Origin of the sequence: Candidatus Nitrosocosmicus franklandus, assembly GCF_900696045.1 — an archaeon.
In the GTDB taxonomy this organism is placed as follows: Archaea; Thermoproteota; Nitrososphaeria; order Nitrososphaerales; family Nitrososphaeraceae; genus Nitrosocosmicus; species Nitrosocosmicus franklandus_A.
Genome location: NZ_LR216287.1, coordinates 718,212 through 742,974, shown reverse-complemented (window position 1 = coordinate 742,974; position 24,763 = coordinate 718,212). Strand labels below are relative to the sequence as shown.

Annotated in this window: 18 protein-coding genes; 9 read left to right on the top strand and 9 right to left on the bottom strand. The window is 34.0% G+C overall.

All coding sequences use genetic code 11. The annotated features are described in order from the left end of the window. Positions 1-25 precede the first annotated feature (25 nt). A complete protein-coding gene (locus NFRAN_RS03430) occupies positions 26-2,026 on the top strand; it encodes a hypothetical protein (protein ID WP_134483091.1) in 2,001 nt (666 codons plus the stop codon). Positions 2,027-2,981: 955 nt separating this feature from the next. Here the strand turns inward: NFRAN_RS03430 and NFRAN_RS03420 are convergent. Together NFRAN_RS03420 and NFRAN_RS03415 are read right to left on the bottom strand one after the other, a co-directional pair. Next, positions 2,982-3,665, bottom strand: a complete 684-nt coding sequence (locus NFRAN_RS03420) for a matrixin family metalloprotease (protein WP_134483089.1) — start codon at positions 3,663-3,665, stop codon at positions 2,982-2,984. A gap of 137 nt (positions 3,666-3,802) precedes the next feature. Beyond that, positions 3,803-4,606: an alpha/beta fold hydrolase gene (locus tag NFRAN_RS03415; RefSeq protein ID WP_145988000.1), complete on the bottom strand. Its 804-nt coding sequence runs from the start codon at positions 4,604-4,606 to the stop codon at positions 3,803-3,805. A gap of 219 nt (positions 4,607-4,825) precedes the next feature. Between NFRAN_RS03415 and NFRAN_RS03410 the strand changes: the two genes are divergently transcribed. The 5 genes from NFRAN_RS03410 (at position 4,826) to trxA (ending at position 11,234) form a co-directional block, all read left to right on the top strand. Further along, on the top strand, positions 4,826-5,131 hold the full coding sequence (locus NFRAN_RS03410; protein ID WP_197731106.1) for a hypothetical protein: 306 nt from the start codon (positions 4,826-4,828) through the stop codon (positions 5,129-5,131). A gap of 804 nt (positions 5,132-5,935) precedes the next feature. Then, positions 5,936-6,916 (top strand): NAD(P)-dependent oxidoreductase, encoded by a 981-nt coding sequence (locus NFRAN_RS03405; RefSeq protein ID WP_172602083.1) that lies wholly within the window; start codon positions 5,936-5,938, stop codon positions 6,914-6,916. A gap of 153 nt (positions 6,917-7,069) precedes the next feature. Continuing rightward, entirely contained in the window at positions 7,070-8,776 is a 1,707-nt protein-coding gene (locus tag NFRAN_RS03400; protein WP_134483086.1) for a cation diffusion facilitator family transporter, read from the top strand. A gap of 594 nt (positions 8,777-9,370) precedes the next feature. Then, positions 9,371-10,546 (top strand): hypothetical protein, encoded by a 1,176-nt coding sequence (locus tag NFRAN_RS03395; RefSeq protein ID WP_134483085.1) that lies wholly within the window; start codon positions 9,371-9,373, stop codon positions 10,544-10,546. Positions 10,547-10,796: 250 nt separating this feature from the next. Then, on the top strand, positions 10,797-11,234 hold the full coding sequence (trxA, locus tag NFRAN_RS03390) for a thioredoxin (protein WP_232037926.1): 438 nt from the start codon (positions 10,797-10,799) through the stop codon (positions 11,232-11,234). A 160-nt stretch (positions 11,235-11,394) separates the two neighbouring features. On the opposite strand, the gene NFRAN_RS03385 is transcribed toward trxA, so the two are convergent. Continuing rightward, positions 11,395-12,615 carry a CBS domain-containing protein gene (locus tag NFRAN_RS03385; protein WP_134483084.1) on the bottom strand — a complete coding sequence of 407 codons (1,221 nt, stop codon included), beginning with the start codon at positions 12,613-12,615 and terminating at the stop codon, positions 11,395-11,397. 194 nt (positions 12,616-12,809) lie between these two features. Next, positions 12,810-13,067 carry a hypothetical protein gene (locus NFRAN_RS03380; RefSeq protein WP_134483083.1) on the bottom strand — a complete coding sequence of 86 codons (258 nt, stop codon included), beginning with the start codon at positions 13,065-13,067 and terminating at the stop codon, positions 12,810-12,812. A 276-nt stretch (positions 13,068-13,343) separates the two neighbouring features. Between NFRAN_RS03380 and NFRAN_RS03375 the strand changes: the two genes are divergently transcribed. Beyond that, positions 13,344-13,958, top strand: coding sequence for a hypothetical protein (locus NFRAN_RS03375; RefSeq protein ID WP_134483082.1), 615 nt, complete (start codon positions 13,344-13,346; stop codon positions 13,956-13,958). A 1,195-nt stretch (positions 13,959-15,153) separates the two neighbouring features. Here the strand turns inward: NFRAN_RS03375 and NFRAN_RS03370 are convergent. From NFRAN_RS03370 to NFRAN_RS03355, 4 genes are all read right to left on the bottom strand, one after another. Then, positions 15,154-16,197, bottom strand: a complete 1,044-nt coding sequence (locus NFRAN_RS03370; protein ID WP_134483081.1) for a N,N-dimethylformamidase beta subunit family domain-containing protein — start codon at positions 16,195-16,197, stop codon at positions 15,154-15,156. A gap of 834 nt (positions 16,198-17,031) precedes the next feature. Continuing rightward, positions 17,032-18,141, bottom strand: a complete 1,110-nt coding sequence (locus tag NFRAN_RS03365; protein ID WP_172602082.1) for a N,N-dimethylformamidase beta subunit family domain-containing protein — start codon at positions 18,139-18,141, stop codon at positions 17,032-17,034. A gap of 414 nt (positions 18,142-18,555) precedes the next feature. Further along, entirely contained in the window at positions 18,556-19,245 is a 690-nt protein-coding gene (locus NFRAN_RS03360; RefSeq protein WP_172602081.1) for a PIG-L deacetylase family protein, read from the bottom strand. 653 nt (positions 19,246-19,898) lie between these two features. Further along, positions 19,899-21,296, bottom strand: coding sequence for a response regulator transcription factor (locus tag NFRAN_RS03355; RefSeq protein ID WP_134483078.1), 1,398 nt, complete (start codon positions 21,294-21,296; stop codon positions 19,899-19,901). A 686-nt stretch (positions 21,297-21,982) separates the two neighbouring features. Here NFRAN_RS03355 and NFRAN_RS03350 point away from each other — a divergent pair. Both NFRAN_RS03350 and NFRAN_RS03345 read left to right on the top strand, forming a co-directional pair. Next, positions 21,983-22,450, top strand: a complete 468-nt coding sequence (locus NFRAN_RS03350; protein WP_134483077.1) for a hypothetical protein — start codon at positions 21,983-21,985, stop codon at positions 22,448-22,450. Between the two features lie 1,139 nt (positions 22,451-23,589). Continuing rightward, the gene (locus NFRAN_RS03345; RefSeq protein WP_134483076.1) at positions 23,590-24,117 is read left to right on the top strand and encodes a hypothetical protein; all 528 of its coding nucleotides are present in this window, start codon (positions 23,590-23,592) and stop codon (positions 24,115-24,117) included. An 89-nt stretch (positions 24,118-24,206) separates the two neighbouring features. Here NFRAN_RS03345 and NFRAN_RS03340 read toward each other — a convergent pair whose 3' ends face one another. Then, entirely contained in the window at positions 24,207-24,755 is a 549-nt protein-coding gene (locus tag NFRAN_RS03340) for an RDD family protein (RefSeq protein ID WP_134485628.1), read from the bottom strand. Positions 24,756-24,763: the final 8 nt, after the last annotated feature.

The window sequence follows — 24,763 nt, the reverse complement described above, 5'->3', positions numbered from 1 at the left end:
AAATAAACATAGAAAAAACACTATAATGAAATACCTATTAGCTATTTTACCCATATTCATTATGTTAACTTTGGCTCCGGCTATGATGGCCATGCCAAGTAATGTATACGCACAAAATGAATTATCTCAATCCATAGGCCAGATTCAAGGGGCTGTTCAACTCGGAATTTGTTTGTCGGGAGTTGGCACATTTATCTCTTGTAATAACCTAAACCTACAAAACCAATTTAACTCTGGTGATAATGTTGCAGCACAAAGCGGTGGCAGTGGCAAAGGCAGCGGCAACTCTGCTGAACAAGCAATCGGACAAGAACAGGATTCTAGACAACTTGCAGTATGTGTTAGCGCAGACGGGACTTTCTTATCTTGTAATAACCTAAATCTCCAAAACCAAGTAAACTTGGGCAATAATGTATTAGCTCAATCAGGAGGTTATGGAAAGTACAGTGGTAATACCGCATTCCAAGCAATCGGCCAAGAACAATCTTCAACTCAGGGCGCACTTGTAGTCTCTGGTGATGATACCATATTATCCGGAAATAACCTAAACCTACAAAACCAATTCAACGATGGAAATAACGTATTAGCACAGGATGGTGGCAGTGGAAAGGGTAGTGGCAACTCCGCAGCTCAAGGCATCGGCCAATCACAATCCTCTAACCAATACGGTGGATGTGTTTCAGGTGGCGATGTGAACGAGTCATGCAATAATCTAAATATACAAAACCAAGTAAATCTTGGAAATAATGCAGCAGGCCAAATTGGTGGCAGTGGAAAGGGTAGTGGCAACTCCGCAGCTCAAGGCATCGGCCAATCACAATCTTCCAGTCAGAGCAGCCAATGTGTAGCAGCAAACGACGTGGATCAATCGTGTAACAATATCAGCGTTCAGAACCAATTCAACGATGGAAATAACGTATTAGCACAGGATGGTGGCAGTGGAAAGGGTAGTGGCAACTCCGCAGCTCAAGGCATCGGCCAATCACAATCCTCTAACCAAAGAAGCCAATGTGTTTCAGGTGGCGATGTAAGCAACTCTTGCAATAATTTAAGCATTCAAAACCAGGTTAATGAAGGAAGCAACGTATTAGCACAGGATGGTGGCAGTGGAAAGGGTAGTGGCAACTCCGCAGCTCAAGGCATCGGCCAATCACAATCTTCCAGTCAGAGCAGCCAATGTGTAGCAGGTGGTAGCATCGAGGCCTCTTGCAACAATTTGTCTTTCCAAAACCAAGAGAATGAGGGCAGCAATGTTGCTCTCCAATCTGATGGCAGTGGAAAGGGTAGTGGCAACTCCGCAGCTCAAGGCATCGGCCAATCACAATCCTCTAACCAAAGAAGCCAATGTGTCTCTGGAGAAGATGCAATTGTTTCTTGCAACAATGTATCCTTCCAAAACCAAGTCAACAGTGGAAGCAATGTCTTGGCACAGTTTGGTTTGGATGATGAAAGCGGATCTTCATACGATGGTTATTACTATGGAAAGAAAGGTAGCGGTGGCAACTCCGCAGCTCAAGGCATCGGCCAATCACAATCCTCTAACCAAAGAAGCAGCGTAGTTACACCTGAAAGCTCCTTCTTATCTGGTAATAACATAAATATCCAAAACCAGGAGAATGAGGGCAGCAATGTAGCAGCACAGAGTGGAGGCAGTAATGGTGGCAATTCAGCTGGACAAGGAATATCTCAAGCACAAGAATCTGGAACTGAAGCACAAGCAGCAGGAACCGAAGGAAGCAACGGAAATAGTGGCGATGAATCTGGTGCAGAAGAAATCACAACACTAAGTGCAAGCGAAAGCGGTGACAACAGCGAAAGCGGTGACAACAGCGAAAGCGGTGACAACAGCGAAAGCGGTGACAACAGCGAAAGCGGTGACAACAGCGAAAGCGGTGACAACAGCGAAAGCGGTGACAACGACGATGATGACAACGACGATGATGACAACGACGATGATGACAACGACGATGATGACAACGACGATGATGACAACGACGATGATGACAACGACGACGAAGGAGAATAATAGAATTAACTTCTCCTTCCCAGACCTTTAATTTTATCTAGCAAATAACTGATAATTTTCTTGTCAATTTTTTGGTAGCTATTCAACCAAATCTAATGACTTAGTTTATTTCGACAAAAAAGTATTATTTTTGATATAAGTCTTTTATTTAAATAATTTAATGACAAGTAACAGTAAGACAAAATAGGCAAACTCCGCGGAATAGGTATATCGCTCTCTCTTACGTGTAAGCTACTTCATACACCGCGCAAGCCATTATGCTCGAAAATATGAGGGGCTATCCCAACCTGTCTGATCTACACTAGTTCGACACTTAACTGTTGAGTTTTATCTTGAGATTTAATAGCTATCGACGAAGCAAAACATGTTGATAAATAGAAAAACTGGCAAAATCTCAAGAAAGGTGTAAAAACTAAATCGTAATCTTGCCTTCTTGTCTTTGAGATTCTATCCTTAAAAGGCTAATAATTCTATTCAGATTAAATTTAATAGCACCATGTGTAATCCTGACGTCCCCTTTTATCGGAATTATCGATTATCCTTGTGTTGGTCTCTAACGTGGTGTAACCTATCTTTTTCATGAATAAATTGCTTTCCACATCGATTGCATTTTAAAACCACAAAACGATGAACTTTTCTTCCGTGTTCAATGAACTTGTCGTAAGAGCTAAATTTTTCTCCATCTTTTTCACACTTGAATTTCTTTTGTAGTATACTCACATTGAATTTTAATTGCAAGATATTATTAAATTCATTGATATTTTAGATTAAAACAATTCTATTGTGATAATTTTATAAGAAATATCAATTTTATTAGAATTTATTAATGACCGTCTTGTAAAAAATAACAATAAATAATCTTGAAGCGATAATGTTCTAAAATAGCTTTTTGAAATAATGAAAAGGGGGGGGGGAAAGAGATAGAAAATCTCATCTGCTCAAACTTTTACATTAATTATTGACACTCAATATACTGTTGTTTAGGTAAATACATGGTATTACCCCCATTCAATTTCCACGCATTCGCGATGTTCACTGCTTGAATTTCGCATGGAGATATTGAAGTGCTTCCCAAATCTACTCTCTCTGCCATGAGATTACCTCTAAAATTGGCATGGTCTAGACCTAATACATGACCTAGCTCATGAAGTGTGATTTGTTCGATATGAGCAGAGCTAAAGTCTCTGTTGTATGATTCTTTGGACACTATGATTTCTGACTGGCGGATAAATCCATAACGATCAAAGTAGTTTACTGTCTTTCCTGCTATTTTCTTTCCATCATTCTTAAATGATATTTTGATGTCCTCGTTGTCATCATCTGTTTCAACAAATTTGATCCCCGTTAATTCTCTATTCCATGTCTTTATAGCACTTCTTACTGGGTCCACAAGATCATCGTCATCATCGTCATCTATATCAATAGCATAAGTAAGAACCCCGTCTGCCAGTTCGTATCCCCAAGTACAGCAAATCTGTATCACATCTTTATCAGAAAAATCACTCTTATCGTCATCATCGTCATCATCGTCATCATCGTCATCGTCACCTCGTGCAAAGATTGTATTCGTATAATATAGGCTTGCGAGAAGGATTACTGCAAATAAAGAAACAAGGAGTAACCTAGAGGAACCTTTCATTTTATACTATAATATATTAGCTATACTATTTAACATATTTTTTGGAACTCTTTGTAATAGTTTAATATTGTAGTATTTTTTTATATAAAATTTATCTATCCTTTTTTTTGATTATTATACAAAAATATAGGAAGTTCTCATTTTAGGAAATCAATCAATATTTGGTAGACTATTGCTGGTTTTTCAACAAAGGGTGCATGACCAGCATCCTTAATTATTTCAAGCTCTGCTGATGCCAAATGTTTCTTAAACTGTTCAGCATACGAAATAGGAATAAGCTTATCTTTCTCTCCCCATAGTATCAAACAACGCAGGTCACTAAGCTTGTGCATTTGTTTTACATCGATGATATTTGATGTACTATATGCATATGCAGATTCAAAAGCTTCTACCGCACCTTTTTTTTCGATAAAATAAATAAAAAGGTCTACGACTATGGGCAATAGCCTTGAGGGATGTGCATATAAATCTCCTAATACCTTGGTAATTTTCTTACGGCGTAAATTCGCATCAGCTGTCTTTACTGCATTATGATACTCTACTAATAGGGGTGTTGGACTGCTTAATAATCCAGACGAATCAAAAAGAATAAGCTTGTCAATCTTTTCTTTATTTCTTAAGGCAAAGTCAAGAGCAATATAACCTCCAAGAGAATGACCTATGATCGAGATTTTTTCCCCCGCACTTATACTAATCTCGTTTATGAAATCCTTGACAAATTTGCTAAAAAAGCTAATCGTATAGTTTTCTTTAGGCTTGTCACTTTCACCAGATCCAACCAAATCTATGACAATGGAGTGAAACTTACTTGATAATGCTTCAGGAATATCTCGCCAAACTAACGATGAGGATCCTAAACCATGGATAAACAAAATATGATCTTTATTGTTAGTACCATATTCATCATATTTTATGTTCATACCATTGACGGTTTTATACAATTACTGCAATTGATCTAATACATAACATTAATAAAAATCTGCTGAAATCTTAAATGATTGTCCTATTTGATATCTGGTCATTATTTTGTTCTGACTCTGGACCCAAAGATTCGTAATAACATTTAGATAACGACGATTTGCAAATATTTCATAATACTTGATTTTCTGAAGAAAACTTCTTACATACTATTAAATAATATAATTCATAAGATAAAATAATTGATCGATCATTCAAGTTGTGATCCTAGGGTTAAGGCATACAAGAATGGTAAAACCTTTGATCAGTGCAGAACCGAAGCCCGCGCCCTTGTAACAAAGTTGATAAATGAATCAGTAACATCAACTAATGCTGTTACTACCGCTACTAATGACAACAAGGAAATAACATGGAATCAAATTTTGGAAATAGCCAATCATGATGAAATAGTATATAAACTAATCTTGAAATATTTTAGGCAAATGGGGTATGATATAGGAAATTATAAACGTCCTCGAGTAGTAAAACTTGATAGTGGAAACAAATAGCTCTAAATCTTTTTAAATCTCGGAATATATCTAGACTATCAAGGATATAATAGATCATTACAGCCTCGGGTAACCTTAGTTTGGAGGGATTAACATATTCAAGTATTACCAGGATTCGAATTAGTATATATACAAATAATAATCAAGTTTTATATAATTATGTTCCATGTACTAGGACTAATTAAAACTCAAACAATAAAGTTTTTGATTTGTCTCATTTTAATGACCTTCTCGGACCCTTAATTATGATATTACAATGATGATGCGGATTCTTACCCCACGAGTACTTGATGCAATATTGTTCAGTGATTTGGGATCATATCCCATGCCAGGCATGACCGATATGAAGTAAATATGTAACTATATAAGGGATCATAAAGGTGCTATCATCTAGAGAATTAAGTAAAACATGACGGGATAGGCGACTGTAAGAATGGAACAATCCTTAGAAAAGAATTAACTAAAGAAAAAAGTGAAAATGTAAAGTGGCAAGACATTCATAATCTCTTATTCATAAAGCGAAAAGTAACTTAAATACAAATATACTCATGTTGTTTCACGAGCTCAGGTTTAGGTAATTTTATTTGAGATGGGATCCTTTACATGAGGTATTAATTATATATGATTAAATGTCTGTATTTATTTATGTGCAACACCAACGTTTACAATACACTCGAGGAATTTATGAACGAAGAGTATGCTTTATTCTGTTTTTGTATCTACCAATTAGCGATTAAAACATTGGAATTTTCTTCCTAACTCTTATAGATAGGTGAAATCATTAGAAATTATGAACTATAAATTTTGAAAATAAAAGCACTTATTCAAAATTCAGAATTCAAGCAACGAATTTCTGAGAAATTGAAACAATCTGACATACATCTACAATTTGTCAATCATAAAGAGTCCTTGATACCTCAAATTCAAGATTCTGAAATATTGATAAACAGTGGCGACAAGATTGATAGACACTTGATAGATTCTTGTCCCAATCTCAAGCTAGTTCAACAATCGGGTATTGGTGTTGATGGTATTGATATTAACTATTGCTCAGAAAAAGGCATATATGTTGCCAACGTGCCTATGGCAAACGCGGTATCCGTTGCAGAGCATACATTTTTCTTGATTCTTTATTTATGTAAGAATATTAAATTAAATGCCTTTCCTTCCTCTTCCAATTCTGGCTTATTTTCCAGAAGAATGCCTAACCAGATGGGGATCGAACTTTCTGGCAAAACAATACTGATTTTGGGTTTGGGAGTTACTGGAATTGAAGTTGCCAAAAGAGCAAAAGCATTTGGTATGAAAGTTGTGACAGTAACAAAGCATCCGTATACTAAAACCGCCGGGGGAGATAAGAAATACTTTGTAGATAGTATATTTGGAGTTGAAAAGCTCAGGGATATTATTCCTAGCGCTGATATTGTTTCTATACATACTCCCTTAAATACTGAAACAGAAAATATGATTGGCAAGAATGAATTGGATCTGATGAAAAGGTCTGCATATCTAGTTAATGTAGCCAGGGCCCCTATTGTCAATTATGGTTCTCTCTTGGACTCTTTACGGGAAAGAACTATTGCTGGAGCCGCATTTGATGTATTCTGGAAAGAACCTGCAGATCAAAGCGATCCCCTTCTACAGCTTGATAATTTTCTTCTGACTCCTCATATTGCGGGATGGACCTACGAAGCAATTGATTCTATTTCCGATATTATACGCATTAATATTGAAAGAATGATGCGCGGTCAAATCCCATTAACATTGGTTAACCATATGGATTAAATCTTTTATCTATATGTGGTAACTCTTCTAATCTATTTTTAAATATAAGAGGGCTTTTTCTCAATAAAATTCTATAGAACAACAAAATCTTTTTTATTTTCATGAATCATTTCAAATCCAATATATAGAACGATATTCTAATTATTTGTATTTGTGGTAAATAGGAAGAAATCTGGAGATGAATCATTTCGTGATAAAGACATCCCCTCTAATAATCTGGATGAAAGTGACAATAAGGGTATAGTGGATTCTGTTGATCGATATTCAATCCCCCAGAAAGCTTATAGAGAAAAATTTCAGATTGCCATTTCTTCCATTATAGCTTCCTCGGCATTAACTATCTCAAAATTTATTATTGCTATTTTAACAAACAGCTTGGGTTTATTATCTGAAGGAATGCATTCGGGTTTAGATGTCTTTGCAGCCATGATGACTCTTTATGCTGTAAGGATTTCGCGTAAACCGCCAGATGTCGATCATAATTATGGTCATGCTAAATTTGAAAGCTTGGCTAGCCTCGGTGCAGTACTTTTATTATTCGTAGTGGCCGGGTGGATCCTCTATGAGGGATTTGAACGTATCTTATTTAAGCACGTAAATCCAGAAGTAACAGTAGTTTCATTCGGTGTCTTGATAGCTTCTATCATAGTTGACTACTGGCGCTCTAGAGCTCTCTATAAAGTGGCTAACAAGTATGGTAGTCAAGCCATCGAAGCTGACGCTTTGCATTTCCGTGTTGATATGATAACATCTTCAGTAGTTTTGGTAGGATTAGCTATAGTTTTCATCTTCCAAATCCCTAATGTGGATGCGTATGCTGCTATTGTTGTGGCTATCCTGATAGTGTATACTTCTTTGGGCCTAGGTCGAAGAACTTTGGATGTGTTGTTGGATAAAGCTCCTAAAGGCATTCAAGGTCGAATCCATGAATCTATAATTGGTTTTGAAGGCATTAAAAAAGTACATAGTATTAGAGTAAGAAAAGTGGGACAAGAAACATTTGTAGATCTTCATATCGAGGTTCCTAGAACCTATACTCATGACAAAGCGCATCGGATAGCCACTAACGTTGAGGACAAGATTAAGAATGAACTTCTTCCAAATTGCGATGTTGTTGTTCATGTGGATGCAGTGGAGGATGAAATGTCTGAAACTATTAAAGACAAAGTCAGACTAATATCCGAAGACTTTCCTGCGGTGAAGAATATACATTCTCTTTACATCTCAAAAGTTGTATCAGACACAGAACTCAATGCCGGCGGACAAAATGAAGACCTTAATTTGAAGTTCCGACCCTTGCATCTTTATTTAGATGTTCAAATGGATGATAAATTGGATTTTAAGATTGCACATGGCGTAGTTGACGATTTTGAAAAAAAGATAAAAACAGAAATACCAAACATAATACGTGTCACTACACACATAGAAACCGATATGGATATTGAATCCTCAGTTGGTCAAGAAGAATTTGCAGATAAGACATTTTTAGACAAAATTAAAGGAATCGCCCTATCCGTAAAGGGCGTTACCGAGTGTAACGATATTTCTCTTGTTTACATTAAAGGAGAATTACACATAACTTTAACAATAAAAATAAACCCGAATCATTTGAAATCATCTGAAGAAGGTGGGCTGGAAGGAAGTCTGCATTTAGGTAACTTTAGCAATAGCAGTGGTGATGATAGTAGTAGTATTAATAAAACCGGTGATCATTATGACAGTAACAGCAACAACAGTCGCAGCCAAAGAAGTGAAATTTCTGTTGAAAAGGCACATTCTATTTCAACAATGGTACAAAATTTACTATTGCAAAATACTAAAGCTTCTAGAGTAATCGTACATGCAGAGCCTGATGAATGATTAATTAATCTACAAGGACCTGTGATTTGTTATCTGAATTTCAAATAAATATATCCGAAAATTATGCATACATTGTTCTCTTAGACAAAATAAATCTTTTCTAAACCGATTCTATAGAGTTATTTCGTAAGATCTTGATGACTGCTGCAATTATCTCTTGGTTGTATTTTTTAACCATATTTTGACTCAAAGTATTGGACATTTTGATTTAGGGAACATAACATTATAATAGCACTGGCTACTTGCGGAGAAATTTGAGATCATATTTGCTGGACACAATTAATAAAGTTGAATTTTATAAAATGATCACACTTAGGGAAAATATTGTTGACACTGGGATCAAATTACTGTTAGCTTGGTTTAAGAATGTGGTTTAATTTGCGTAGTAACACGTCTTAATTACAATTTTATTTGTCCATATATGCATTTGCTAACATGTTACCTTACATAATATTGAGGTATTTGTTCGACAAATAAGATTGTTTGATATTATTTTAAACTACTCTTTGCGATATATTGTAAATCCTAAACAGTCAATAAACACATTAAAACAATATACAAAACTATTAAACTGTCAGATTTACTCTGCGTTATATGGGTAAATTTTATACAAGCTTTTGGAATGTAAATAACTTATTTGATACTGTACCCTCAGTTTTTGGATCTGACATCGAATTTACCCCTCCCAGAGGTTGGAATAATGTAGTGAAAAATAAAAAAATTGAAAATTTGGCCAGTATAATTAATTCACTTCATAATACTCATGGGCCTGATCTTCTAGGTCTCTGTGAGGTGGAAACTGAAGCATTGGTCGTTGATCTGATGGATAAATTAAACCCTGAAAAAGACTATGCTATTGCAGAATACTTGAACGGACCAGACGTTCGAGGAATTGATACCTGCTTATTGTATTCTAAGAAGAAGTTCAAACTTAACTCCGTAAGGGGATATAATATTAGCTTGCGATATCCTACAAGAGATATACTGGTTGTTAATTTTACCGTATTAGAGAACAATGCGGATCTGACAGTTATCGTGAATCATTGGCCTTCGAGATCAGGTGGTCGGTATGAAACCGAACCTTTGAGAATAGCAGTAGCAGAAAATTGTGCAAGAGCGATTGAGGATATATTAAAAATTGATCAAAGGGATTTAGAAACACTACCTATAGATTTGAGAAATGACAAAGAATCACTTTCACTCTTAAATCAAAAATGGAACAGGAATATTCTATTAATGGGTGATTTTAACGATAATCCTTATGATAAGAGTGTCTTGAACCACTTACGCGCTACCCCCGACAGAAATAAACTTCTAAACTGGGACGAGATCTTCGGACATCCAAGTTTAAAGAAATGGCCTACTAACAAACAGACTGATAAACATAATTATTTGTTTTATCAGGGGTACTTATTTAATTGCATGTGGTCATTAATCCCTGACGGGACCATACACTATAACGATGGTTTTGATCTCTTTGACCAATTTATTATATCGAGAGGTCTCCTATATGGCTCACAAAATCTGAAAATGAACTTGAGTGAAGTTCAAATTAATAAGAGTACTCAACTTGGTCGTATTTTACCTGAGGATAGTTTTGATATTGAGGATAGAAACAAGATTCACCCATCATTTAAACAAATTCCTATGAGATTTGAATATCAACGGATTCGTTCGAGTGGTGAGCTTGAAGAATTATCTCCTGGTAGAACAATTCTTACTGGCTATAGCGATCATTTTCCTATAGAGTGTACTGTCGATATTTTATAATTGATACCTTTGAGCATTGGTAGTAAAATAAACACACTATATTGGGATTTATACTGTAATTTCAGGTAGTGTAAATTGCAAAGCAATAACAAATACTCTATGAAAACTTCTATGTATGGTATACATACATACTGTGCTTTACAACTAATCGGAAAATTGGATCATTACGATAAACAGATACTAGTAGAATCCTTTCATTTATCAAATAGCCAAAATTTATTACGTTGCTCATACTAATGATATATATTCAATGCAAAATTGGGATGAAGAATTAGCAAAATTAATGGAAAAAAGGCTCAAACAATATCAGAACATCGTTGAAACAAGAAATACTCAGGGCAATACTCCTTCTGCTTTTGATACTTCTATCAATACTCCTATTACTTTAACAGATTATAATTTTGATGAAATGACTAGAAAGTATAGCACTTTGGTTGTTGATTTTTGGGCACCTTGGTGTGGACCGTGTAGAATGGTCTCACCCATCATTGATCAACTAGCCTTTGAACTTTGTGGAAAAGTTGTATTTGGAAAACTAAATGTTGATGAGAACCCTACTGTTGCTAGTTTATTTGGCATTCAAAGTATTCCTACACTTATAATATTTAAGAACGGAATAGCAGTGGATGGGATCCTAGGCGCAGCTTCCAAAGCGCAAATACTGGCCACTATCTCGAAGTATAATTAGGTGCAAAACTATCACGAATTTTTTATATTTTGATGACAGCAAATTATATTTTAAGAATCCAAATAGCATATGGATTCGAGTAAAGTGGGGGTAGAACGGAAAAAATAAGAATAAAGAATCGAATCCACTTTGTGATTAGGTTCTATCTAAATTGAGAATGTTATTCCTTGGGTGAAAACCTTACCGATTCTCTTTGCTTATCTGACGACTTTTTACGCGAAATCTGATTCTTAAAACTGTCACTCATTTCGTCAAAGATCCTTGCAATATCGTACTCATTCTTGGATGTATAGGTATATCTTCTATATGGTGAAATTATATTAGCAGATATTTCATATCTTTTACGTTCACCGGTAACATCTTTAATCTTGATCTTGCATCTTGCCTCGACAATCTCTGGGAAGATTTTATACAGTAATTTGATCGTATTTGTGAATTTTGATTTAACCAATTCTGCTTCAAAAGGATCTTCTGGCAGACCTATTATGTATGCAGGAATCTCACTCTCAACTTGCTCACCAAGAAGAGCAATTACATCTCTAAAAGTAATTATGCCCAAAACACTGTCCATTGATTTGACTAATGCATAGGTTGAGTTCGATTTTAGCATAAGGTCAATAACTGAATTAATTGTTTCATTTGGACTGATAGTTATTAGGTTTTTATCTGCTAATCCTCTAGCAGCAAGTTCTAGTCTATGTTGTTCATGATCTGATATAAGGGCGTCTCTTGCTATTCTATCAGAAGGCATCAAGGTCTTTAATATATCACTTGACGTAAGAATTCCAATAACCATATTCTTGCCATCTTTCGTTTGTTCTACAATGGGTAAATGATCGATCATGTCTTTTACCATGATGTTTCTTGCAGTTGCAACTTTATCCTCTGGACCGATTGTTACCAGTTCGGGAGTCATCAGGTCTGAAGCTATTATTCTCTTATCAAAGTTTATTTTCTTTTTTACAAAGGTTTCAAAGATATACTGCAAAATTCTCTTAGATGATAATTGTCCTATGACTTCATGATTTTTTCCGTCTACAATAGGCAAGGCCCGTAATCTATGGAGACTCATTATTCTTGCAGCATTTCCAATGGACTCTTTAGAAGTTAGACTCGGTATTCTCTTTCCAATTGTTGATGCTTTCATAGTATTAATGTCTCTAGCAACTAAAGTATCTCTCATGTTGAGACAAATTATTGTCTTATCAGGATGTTGAACAAAAACCTCATGCGAATTATCTTTGAGCATAATACCGATGATTTTAGATACATGAATGTCTTCTTTGACCAGTGTTGCTTTCTCCATTAGATCTTCAATTACTTGACCACGGACATCCTTCAGGTGGCTATATAATTGCCTGCTTACCTCTTGTGAAATCATTATAAAGATATGAATCTAATGTTATTTTATATTTATGCAAACTTAAAGTACCCGGAGATTAAAAATATACTATATTTTATCCTATTTTAAAAATTCTCAACTCGAATCTAAATATTAAACCATATCTCGCTAATATTTACATAGATTCTAATATTCTTCTATTCCTTATAATGCTGATGAACTTTTAAAGAAATCTATGTTCTTTTATTGTAATTTTCTTTATAACGTCTAGCGAATTCTTTTTCAATTTCTTCTTTCTTGATTATTTCGCCCCTTCGGCCTGGCGTTCTTATGGCCTGTTGATTGACCTGTCGTCTTTCTTCTTCAAGTTCATTAAAACCTCTTTGATAATCATTTATTTGCTGTCTTTTCTTTTGCAATTCTAAAGCATAGGATTTTCTAAAGTACTCTTCTTCAGATTCGGTACTAACATTATTATTCTCTAGCTCCACAATTATATATAGCAGACAATGTTATATCAACATTTAATAATTTACAAGAAAGTCTGCATATTTTATTGAAATTTTAACATGTTCAAAGATTTTATCATTCATTTGACTATGTGATTTGGATCGATTAACTTGATGCTAAATGTTCAAATACAATGAAAAATGTCAAATATAGTATCTTTCCACTAAATCTCGATATCATTTACATTTTTGATACGCATACAAAGCTGATTTTTAAAGCAATAGCTTTAATGATGCGACAATACATTGTATATTAAATTGAATACAAAAAAAATTGTGTCAAGATCAGCAAGATATTTAGCTCTGGCAGCAATTTTTACAACCTTGTTATCTGTCGGGAATACGGCTTTCGCTCAAAATTCCTCAAATGCTTCAAACATTAGTGGTCTTTATAACCAAGCCAAAAACACTTCCATGGAACTTGTAAACCAAGCTCCTGATGCATTGAAAGGCGCATATAACCAAGCCAAAAACACTTCCATGGAACTTGTAAACCAAGCTCCTGATGCATTGAAAGGCGCATATAACCAAGCCAAAAACACTTCCATGGAACTTGTAAACCAAGCTCCTGATGCATTGAAAGGCGCATATAACCAAGCCAAAAACACTTCCATGGAACTTGTAAACCAAGCTCCTGATGCATTGAAAGGCGCATATAACCAAGCCAAAAACACTTCCATGGAACTTGTAAACCAAGCTCCTGATGCATTGAAAGGCGCATATAACCAAGCCAAAAACACTTCCATGGAACTTGTAAACCAAGCAGCAAGTTTAATTAAAAATGATACAAATGCAAGTCAATTATTAACCCAATTGGAAACTGATTTTGGTAACTTGGTCAACGAGTTTTCCAAGTTTTTATCTAGACCTTAGATCAACCTTATTTTTTTGGCCTGATAAAGTACTTTTAATTATCAAAAAAAATTTGACCCTTATTTCATAGATAGGTTATTTAAACATTCACATACCAAATGATAGCGAAGATAAAGAAACTCCATAATTCTACCAAGAGTAATTGAACTTGTATTACGAAGTATAAGACAATCATAAACAATCTTTGTTGGTCATAAGTCATTTTTCATTGTATGAATGCAGTGTTAGGTCCAATCTAGATGTTATTTTTTTTGTATGTGTTCTGTTTTAAGTAACATCTTTAAAAAGCCCTTGATTAAAGGGAACCTATTTTATTACGCCTGAGCAAATCCTGATCTAAAACTGACTAGTAGGGTCTATACTGAGTAACTAATACACAGGGAAATAATAAACGAGTGGTAGCGAGAGAAAAATATATGCATATGAGACACCGAAAATTGCACCAAAAAATATTCTCAAAACATTTAATCAAACAATTTTAGATGAAACTAAAATTATCTCAACGTACCCATTGCGGAACGATAGTTCGTAATAGCCTGTATGAATATTATTTCCAATTGTAAGAATATAGATGCATGTGTGACTTTGGAATTAATAATTAGTCTTGTCCTTTAACGATAATTCTTTTATAATCAGTTGCATTATTCGATGTAAATATGATGGTTTCGTATTTTTAATGTCCATTATGATCACTTAATTGATAATCTTTGATTATGTTGGAAATATTATAGAAAGCTAACGAAACTGAATTATAATGTTTGATCCTTTTCCGATTAAAAGACAATTTTCGACCCCATAAAATCCAATAAATATATGTGCTTTAATAACGCTATCTATACTTTCATGGTGGATATTGTACCTCTTACATATATTTATTCTCCTAATTGGAAACAAAGCCCTTTAAAGTATAATCCCCGAACAAGCTTAAATCAAAGAATAGTAATATAACCAATCAAATAGATAATTATGGACAATGATCAAATATTTACTTTCAGAATAAGTGCAGTTTTGGTCGGAAATAGTGACAAATAGAATATTATTGTAAATTATGTTTTAGTTAACATTTTCAATGTGACTACCAATGATTGAGATTTGTTATCTAGTTTGTATATTTGGATCAATCAAATTACGACCCGGGAGGAAAAGTCTACTAAATGGTATTGGTTGTTTGTCTATCGATCAAAATTGATCTTGGTCATGACGTCTTATTAAGTGACAGTGGTATAATTACATTATTTAGATATTCTGCAAAATCTTCATTTAGTGCCAACATATGACCCCATAAGCCCAAATGAATGACTTTCCCTTTCCCGTAGTCCATTTCATAAGTTGCCACTTTAGCACCTAGATACTGGCCAGAGTACCTAGGGACGTTGTCAAGCTCATAGTCTATTAATATCTTTACATTCGGGTTGGCAACATAATTTTCCTCTGAATGGGTATAGTTAAATGGATTGTTATTAAATCTCAATGGGTAGTTTGCAGGGATATCTAGGAAATTGCTTCCGACCCACTCTCTTGTTTCATCCAACCATCTTTCGGCTGGACCTTTCCACGCAGTATTCTTTTGATCAAAATTCCAATTATGCCCGCTCACAAGTGATATTGTATTGTTGTCTTGGTTATAGGCAACTTCTGCATATAATACATTTCCATCCCCAAATACTATGGTCCCACCATTGGTGACGAATTTTTTCAAATTATCGTATTCAGCTTGGGTTACATACTCGTTATGAAAGAGAAATAAGATGTCGTACGCGTTAGTACCGTCTGCGTTAAAGATCTTGCCTTGATCCACATCTGCATCTGTGAGATTAGTGGGATTAATACCATGTTCTCTGTAAAGGTCTTTTGCAAGATTTATAAAATTGATGTAAGGGGTGTATGGTTCTTCTTCGAGATCGGTATAATAGACAAAGGGTCCTTCAGGAATAGGTCTATCCTTTAGTAGATGTGTGTTATTTGTGATTGTGATGTTAACTTCTCTGTTGGCAAATTGGATGTAGCTATATAATGCATAAAAATCGTAGAAGGACCCGGTTTGATATGCTGCCCAAGTAAAAGATGGTAACACTAGCGCAACTTTTTTGTTATCTGAGCTGCTTGATACGTTGGTGTCAACACCGTAGTTTTCCAAGCTAGCTGATATAATAGGAATTGTTGATAATTGGAAGATAGCAAAGACAGTGATAGATATAAAAATAAATGAAGATAATAGTACTTTATTAGAAAAACTCAATTTATTTATGATTCCATTTAAAGATTTTATAAATGTGGTTTGATTTAAAGCCCTAAGCATCATCAAAATGAGTTTAGGCGTTCATATTAAATTTTACTGGCCCTCTCGTATAACAGAATTTTTGATCGCGTTGAATTCGCAAAAATAATGTTGAAATACTCATGTTGTTTTATTGTGACGGGTAAATTATCCTTTTAGTAATATAGTATAAAAATTTGACACGATCAATATGCTGGATTGTGCATGCAACAAAGTTCAAGATAATACTGAGACCATCCGTTTATCGAAAACAACATTTCCTTTTTATGTTTGCTCATATTATAAAGACAGTATGTATTTATAACAAATACGCTGGTCATTATGATGAATTTCAATTATAATCATTCAAGCCTAATGGTGATAATGAATACAATATTTTAGATCAGCTGTTTTATTTCTGACACTTAGATACGAATCTGGTTACGAAGTGCTGAATATATAGGATCATTTAACCAACAAAGAGCATCTCCTATTCTTTTGATTGGAATATTGTCAGTATTATTCCTTCATTAGCGAAATGACATCATTTGTCCTGCATGTTATTAGAATATTTATTTTTCAATTATTTGGATGTAAGTTGCGGCGAGCCAAAAATAATTGTATTGTGGATAGTACGAACTACAGGAAGATTAATGTTCGATTTTGTAAATTATTTAGATTAGGCCGATTAGCCAAAAATAATTTTTTCCAAAGATCTAAAAAGAACAAAAAGAAAGGTTGGAAATTTTTCGTTCTTGGTAGTATTGGTTTTGGTTACAAGATATTCTTCATGTATATGAATAACCTAAAAGTTCATTAGCTCGCGGTGTCAGTAGAATTTCCTAAGTGCAATTTTCTTTCATCTGTAAAGTGTTTGTTTTCTTCCGTTACATTTTTGCCTAGTGCCAATGGCAGCAAAATCTTCTCAAAATACTCAACAAATATTGGATTCTCGTCTATTGTGTGACCCCAAAGGGATAAATGAATTACTCTACCCAATCCGTAATCCATATAATAAGTAGCTATTGTAGCATTTTCGTACTCTTCAGGGAAACCATATGCTTCATAATCTATAAGTATTGTAGCATTTGGGTTTGTTAGGTATTGTTCCTCATAATGAGTATAGTTAAATGGATTGAATCCAAAATGCAATGGCTTGGAAGAAGAATAATCTAGGAAATTACTGCCCATCCATTCTTTATTTTCTTTAAGCCATCTTTCATTAATACTATTTCTTGCGGATTTTCCGTCGAATTCCCAATCATGTCCCTTTACTAGCGATATGGTATTAGTTGTACTGTTGTAGTCAACCTCTGCATACAAAACATTTCCTTCCGTAAATAGTATAGTCCCGCCATTGGCTACAAATCTTTTGAGATTGTCATATTCTTTTTGAGATACATATTCATTATGAAGGAGAATTAATACGTCGTATGCATTTTCACCATCTGCAAAGAAAATCTTGCCTTGGTCTACATCAGCATCGGTAAGATTAACAATGGATTGGTTGTTTTTATGGACTAGGTCTAGGATGAGGTAGGCGTATGTAATATAGGGAATATCTTTATACTCGGGATGGAGATAAAATGGAAACGGTCCCTGGGGAATAGGCCGATCTTTTAATAAATACAAATTTTCTGTTATGGTTGTATTAAGTCCTTGACCCTCACGGGTGTACATTTCGGGACTATGCAAGTCATAGAAATTATAGAATGATCCATTTTGATATGCGGCATATGTAAAAGTATTCTCTATTAGTGCAATTCTTTTTTTTTCATTATGGGAAGTCGAGGATTCTGGAAGATGTGACGAAAATGCAGTATTTGGGTTCAGTATACTTAACATTTGAACGACTGAGAAAAGCACAAATGCAACAATCAGAGAATTAAACACATTGAAGGTTTTTTTCCTTTGAAATGAATGCATACAAGTTTCATACACACTTTCATTAATATAATGATCCACACTTTTCTAAAATGATGACTTTGTTCATATACTCTATGCTATAATGGCAGTAGCTATCAAAGAAAGATTTTTAACTTGAACTTAAGTTCTTTTCGTTTTTCGTCATTACCGCAAGTAGAAGAAAATTTATGTTTTCCTTCTATCTAGATAGATGAGAAAATCGACTTGCAATGAAAATTACATTCCCCAAACAACTTATAAGAACTGATCTCTATCGCTTCCAAAAGAACAGATGATGGATTCCCAATTTGCTAAAATAGGCTTTACAAATTATAACCCTTTATTGATAAATAAATTGGAAAAACTGCTTGCAAGCAGATCATTGGAACGGAATAGTGTATCATAAAATCGTAGAAGGAACAAGTATTGATTGATTTATGATATATATTCTATAATATCTCGAGAAGGTTTGAGATCTTCTGCAAGCCGTCTTGTAGGTAACAAAGTATGATCCGTGTTCATCATCATTTTTAAGACTTCGAATGCTTCCACGTGAGTCAATTTAGGATCAAGACGTGTTTGTATTGCTCTATGTTCAGCTACCGCCTTGACTGAATTCGAACTGAGAAATACCTTTGATTTTTGAGATCCATAAAGCTCGATTAACCTAATCTTTTCAAGTATAACATCAGAGATGTCACTATACAAGACTGGTGCAAAATTCTTTGTTGATGGATTCTCATATGCAAAAATATTGGGGGTAAATCGTCCTGCCTCAACAGTTGCTTCACAAATTGCTCTATGGTCGTGATGGTTGTCTTTTATTGGATGTGTATAGATGACATCTGCCTGAGTTTTACGGATAAAAAACTCGATAGAATTAATCAATTCCTTGGTTAAATAGACTGCCGAATCTTCATAGTCATCAATCCATATTGCTTTGGCTCCAATGTACTTTGCCGAACTTATGATCTCATTGGAGCGTTTAACTACTGATCCAGCACTTGAACCACGTGTTACTATATACATGAAGACATTGACACCACTTCTAGCTGCTTTTAGTAACGTTCCTCCACATCCAAGTTCAATATCGTCCGGATGTGCTCCAATCGCTAGAATATTCACATGAATATTGTTTAAAGTCCTTATTTTAATTTAATGCAAGAAGAGTGCTATTCAACTTATCACTGGGAACAGTGTTATCCTCCAAAAAAAAGTTTAGAATAAGTTTATTAAATTATTCTACAATAGTCTGTTCTTATTCAAGGAAAATTAGTACTAAAATGCCCCCTCATTAGATCTTATATATCAAATTTAATTCTTTATCTCTCTTTATCTTATAGGGACATATGAAAATAACACCGATAATAATTTAATTTGCTCAATTTTGTTATGTGTCCTAGTAGTGCCTCTTAAATTTGAGAAATAACCATTAATATCATGTGTGCCGTCAACAAGATACGCTTTTTCACATTAACATGCCAATTATTAAAACAATCTCGCTGCCGTACCGTATTATTACTATTTGCAAGTAGAATACCTTGGTATAATCGTATGAAAACCAGTATTTTAATTCTTAATTAACTTGACTGTTTATTGAAAATTACAAGGCCATAGAAATACAATCAGTGTTATTTTTTAGTTGTCTATTTTTAATAAATATTAATGATTTTGGCATATTTGGTGAAAAGTAAAAACCCATCAAACAAACCAAAATGATTACTTGTAAATGAATTGATTTTGTTATTCAGAAATGTTAGAAACTCCTAAAGGTACTTTTAAAAAATACGCGGAGTTAAACTTTTGATCAGAATGCTCTTTATATCCTTGTTTTCATCTTCGCATATCGAATCTATGTTAAATTTCTTTAATAAATTCTGAATCGAATTTACGGGACGTATTTTAGATATTGCAAATGTTTTTATGTTCTTTTTCGACACTGTAGATAACTTTTCAATTTCAAGGATCTTCTCTATGTTGCGAGTGAGGTCATTGCCTAATGTAATGAATATGAGCATCCTCATCGGAGAATATGCAATTAAATCAAAGGGGCCAAAAGAGTCGTGATTTTCGGTGTACCGATCATAATGTTTCACGGCAAATCCTGATTGCGTCAAGAAATCCTCTAGTTGCATTAATGAGAAGAAATTATTCTTCAGTTTGTTGATGTGCTCATCACGTATCTTAAAACTGTAGAGATCAATCCATTTGGCTGAATTCAGAGTAAATTTTTCGTAATTACAGTCATTGCAATTATAAAGTATAGAAGGAGTAGCGAATTTCTTATTGCAATGTACACATTCGAATCCCAGAACGGTATAAGAGTTAGAGTTGGTATTTTCGAAATAGATCATACAATTAGGGCAAAAGATCTCGCCAGAATTGGAATACTTTTTTAATGTGATCATTAGATTGCATAGTTTGTGGAAGAATAGTTCCTTTCTTTTGAATCTACTATTATTACAATTAGGGCAATGATAATTGGCATAAATATTTACAGAATCACAGTTAGCACACGCAATAGTTTGACCGATATTCTCCTTGACTACAATTTTCATTTTGACCATTTTTTCTAAGATTTCTGGATTTTTAGTTAATATTTCATTAGATTTTATTCCATATGCTTTTCTTATTGAATCATCGATTGGAATTTCATTAACACACTTTGATACAATCCTTTGACTGATGGGTAAATCTGAAACTAATAATTCTCTCAAAATTACTCTATTCTGTGGTTCTTGCAGAAAGCCATCTATCATTTTTCCTTGCTGTTCCTCGATCCATTCCGATCTAACTTTTTTCAACGTTTGAGAGATGTCTTTATAATTTAGTTGTTTTGAGAATACGATGTCTCTAGCTTTTAGCATGGCCGCCAAATAAGCTAATTTCGGATCGTCAATGGATGAAAATGCTACTATTGGTACTCTCTGATTATATTTTTGGAAAAATTCTCTTAGGAACTTTGGCGGTGCATTCATATTGCATAATACGACGTCAACCTGTTGATTATCTATAACATCAAATGCATTTGATAATGAATTGCATAATGTAAATTCCATGCCCTCAACGGAATCTTGTGTATGCGATAATTCGACATGCTGTTCATCTACAATAAGTACCCTTATTTTATCTAATTCAACAGCATTTAAATTGATTTCAGTTAAACTCCATTGCATGATCAATACTTGAATTAATAAGCAAATATATTAATCTTGTGGTATAATATGAATTTACAAGTATAACTTTATCTATTCAAAATTATTTGAACTTATAAAGAAAAATTTATTTATAATATTCAATGGTTAGCACAGCCGGGGTATGTTATGGCATTTGATAATTTTTTGTACCAACTTTTATGCGTTATATTCTCATTTGATGGGAGTTGACGTGAAAATAACAACATTTAATTAACTTTTATCGATGGTTAGAAAGAATATAGAAGTTAAGGCCCAACTGTAGGATGCTTATATTGTTTATATGGATAGAAAACCATTCTGATAATCTAAAAGTACCGCAAATTTTGATAATAGAATTTGCGATTTTTGGTCAATGCGTTGTCACATTTTATGTATGTATAGAAGTAATGAGCCAATTAGGCTGCAAGTGCTCTGATAACTTAGTATGGAAAACCACATAATCTGGATATGCAAGAATAAGTACGGGTTAATATTTGTGTTAAACCATCGCATATATTTTTGAGACGGTCGCCTGAGGTCTTACATCCATCAATAGCTGATTCTCTTTCTTGTAAATCTCAAAAATACCTCTAAAAGTATTATCAATTGTCCTTTAAGCTGACCATCTATTAGACAATTGCCATAATTAATATATTATAGTTACATATAGTTACTTTGGTTTTATTTTGAATACAAATACAAAACGACCTATGGGTGTTACTATAATTGCAATCTTGATAATAATCGGTGGAATTTTCCTCCTAATCGGTGGAATTTCTTTAGTTGGGCTTGGGACGATATTGTCATTAAGTTCCACAGAGGTGGTTCAAACAGGTTCGAATGCAGCTGACATTGCAGCAATTGCAGAATTGGGAATGGTCCCTGTTATCATGGGAATTATAATGTTAGTCTTGGGAATTATATATTTAGTTGTGTCCTATGGATTGCTTAAGGGCAAAGGCTGGGCATGGGCTATTACAGTAATAGTAACAATAATTGGTCTTGTCATACAAATCGTATCTGCCATAGTAATCGGATCTGTTACTTCTTCGGTTCTAGTGGGATTAACTAGTCACATTATTGGAATAATAATCGGTGGTATAATTGTCTTCTATATGTTTCGGCCTCATGTAAAAGCATTTTTTAGACAATAACCCTCTTTTTTCAATGATTTATTTTATTATTCCTTTGTTAAATACAAAACCCAATACTTATTATTGAACAAATTTTCATTAATAGTATGCGAAAATTCCTAGAAACTTTTGGTGATAGAAATAAAGAGACTAATCCAGAGAACGGTACAACTAGAATACAAAAGAGTTCTGATAATTCGCTCCATCTACAAATTTTTTATAATGGAAGCTGGAGACATGATAACAGTTGCAAACTGACGACAAACAAGGAATGTAATATAAGTACCTGATTACTTTTAAAAATTCTTTTATTTTTTTGCATGATAGTTGTCAAAATTGCCAGTAGGTAAAGCGTATCATACCTACGCTCTTGGATATGATTACACAATACATCATGAATTCAAATTGAAGTATTATTGTGTTATAATTAAATTTAAATATTTGAATATCATTATAATTACTAATTATAATTTGAATTAGCACAAATTATAATTAAGTCGGTATTTCAAGTCTACTAGAAGTTCCAAACCTACTTCTAGTAGACGCCCAGTTTTTAATTGACAAAATTGCTCAATTCTTCATCTGTACATTTCTTGTTTAAGTGACCTTTCTGTTGATATCAAATTTCCTGATATGGTTTCTTTAATTACTTTTGAATACTAATCTAATCTGCCGATGGATACAAAACTAATGAATATCGTGTCCGATAACAGTATTATCCTTCATTTCTATACAACATGGGCATTTTTGTTTCACACACATACTTGTCAATTCGTGATTGCAAATTTGGCACAAACATGGTTGATTTGCTAATTGTTGTGACTTCCTTTTTCTGTCGGTTTTTAATATCATATATATCCAAATTATGAATAAAACCAAAGCAACTACAAAGAAAACAAATGAGATCCTAACATTTGCCCTTAGTGCTATCAATAATATTCCAAATAAAGTGAAGCCAATTCCTGTCCAAAATGGCCATGTAGGATAATTTTTGTTCAATTGTATTATCTTTTGAATGAGGTTTTTATTTTTAATCATTTTGGTTTGAGTAAATTTCAAGTTCCAATTGTTTTCATAATTTTCAATCGCAGCTGAAGAGTAAATAATAAGCAACTTTAATAACAGAAGGGAATCATCTCATACTAATGATATCTTATCACATGATAGTTGTCATTTTTTTTACATTTTCGCTGGCATTGATATTCAATTCAGATAAAACACTAAATTACGAGATCTTTGGTCAGAATAGTTCTCCAAACCCGGTTGATGAAATAGGTCTCTCTTCTAAAATTTCTGGAATAACATGTGACGCAGTTGAACATCTTACTTTTCATAACCATACAAAATTGATAATTAAGGATCAAAATCATTCGTTAACTATTCCAGCGGGCATTGGAATTGTTCCTAATGAATGCATATTTTGGTTACATACTCATGATGATTCTGGGATTATTCATATAGAATCCCCTTCTGAGATTTCGTTCTCCTTGGGTCAATTCTTGCAAGTGTGGAATTCATTTAACCAGTCGTCTATAATAGAAGAGATTCTACAAGATAAGGTCCAAGTCGATGCTTCAATACTATTAGAAAATTCATCATTTGTGGAGCCAACCACTCCAGTGCCTGATATTCCGTTGCAGAATAACGCTATAATTACATTGGATTTAAAAAATCTGACCGGTCCATAAAGTAGAAGCACAGGATTTAGTTGATCGATTCTTTGAAAATGGGATATAGATGTATGTGAGTGTGTCTGCTGTGTAATTTATTGGTCCTACTAGTGGTCCTTCACATATCTTATAGATTCGTTTTCATCTTCATCAGTCTTTTTCAATTTTATTACTATAGTTCCACTTACCTTGCTGAATATCCGTTGCCTTCTTTTACTTGAAAAGATCAATCCTAAGATTATATCAATAGGTAAAAGAAATGATTTCCCGAATACTTCTATTGCAATGTTCGTAATATTGGCTCTTTCGCCAAATAAATTCGTGGTTTTAATGTTGACAACTCTTTTTCCTATTGTTTGTCCTGTCAAAAATTCTAGTATCACCCAATATACGAAGAAAATTGAACTTGCTGCAAAGTATTCATATGGTTGTCTTATACCGATCCCATTTTCGCCGTTAATATAAATCCCCCAAAATGGAAAGGAATAATGTGCCGTAAAAATATAGAACAATATGTTTGCAACTATTGAAATTATTATAAAATCAATTAGCCAGGCCACGAATCTATCTTCCCATTTAGCCAATAGTATCTCCCTAGAATATTTTTGGTTTGAATTCTTTGATGGATTATTGTCTCCATTCCTATTTTCAGTCATACAAAGTA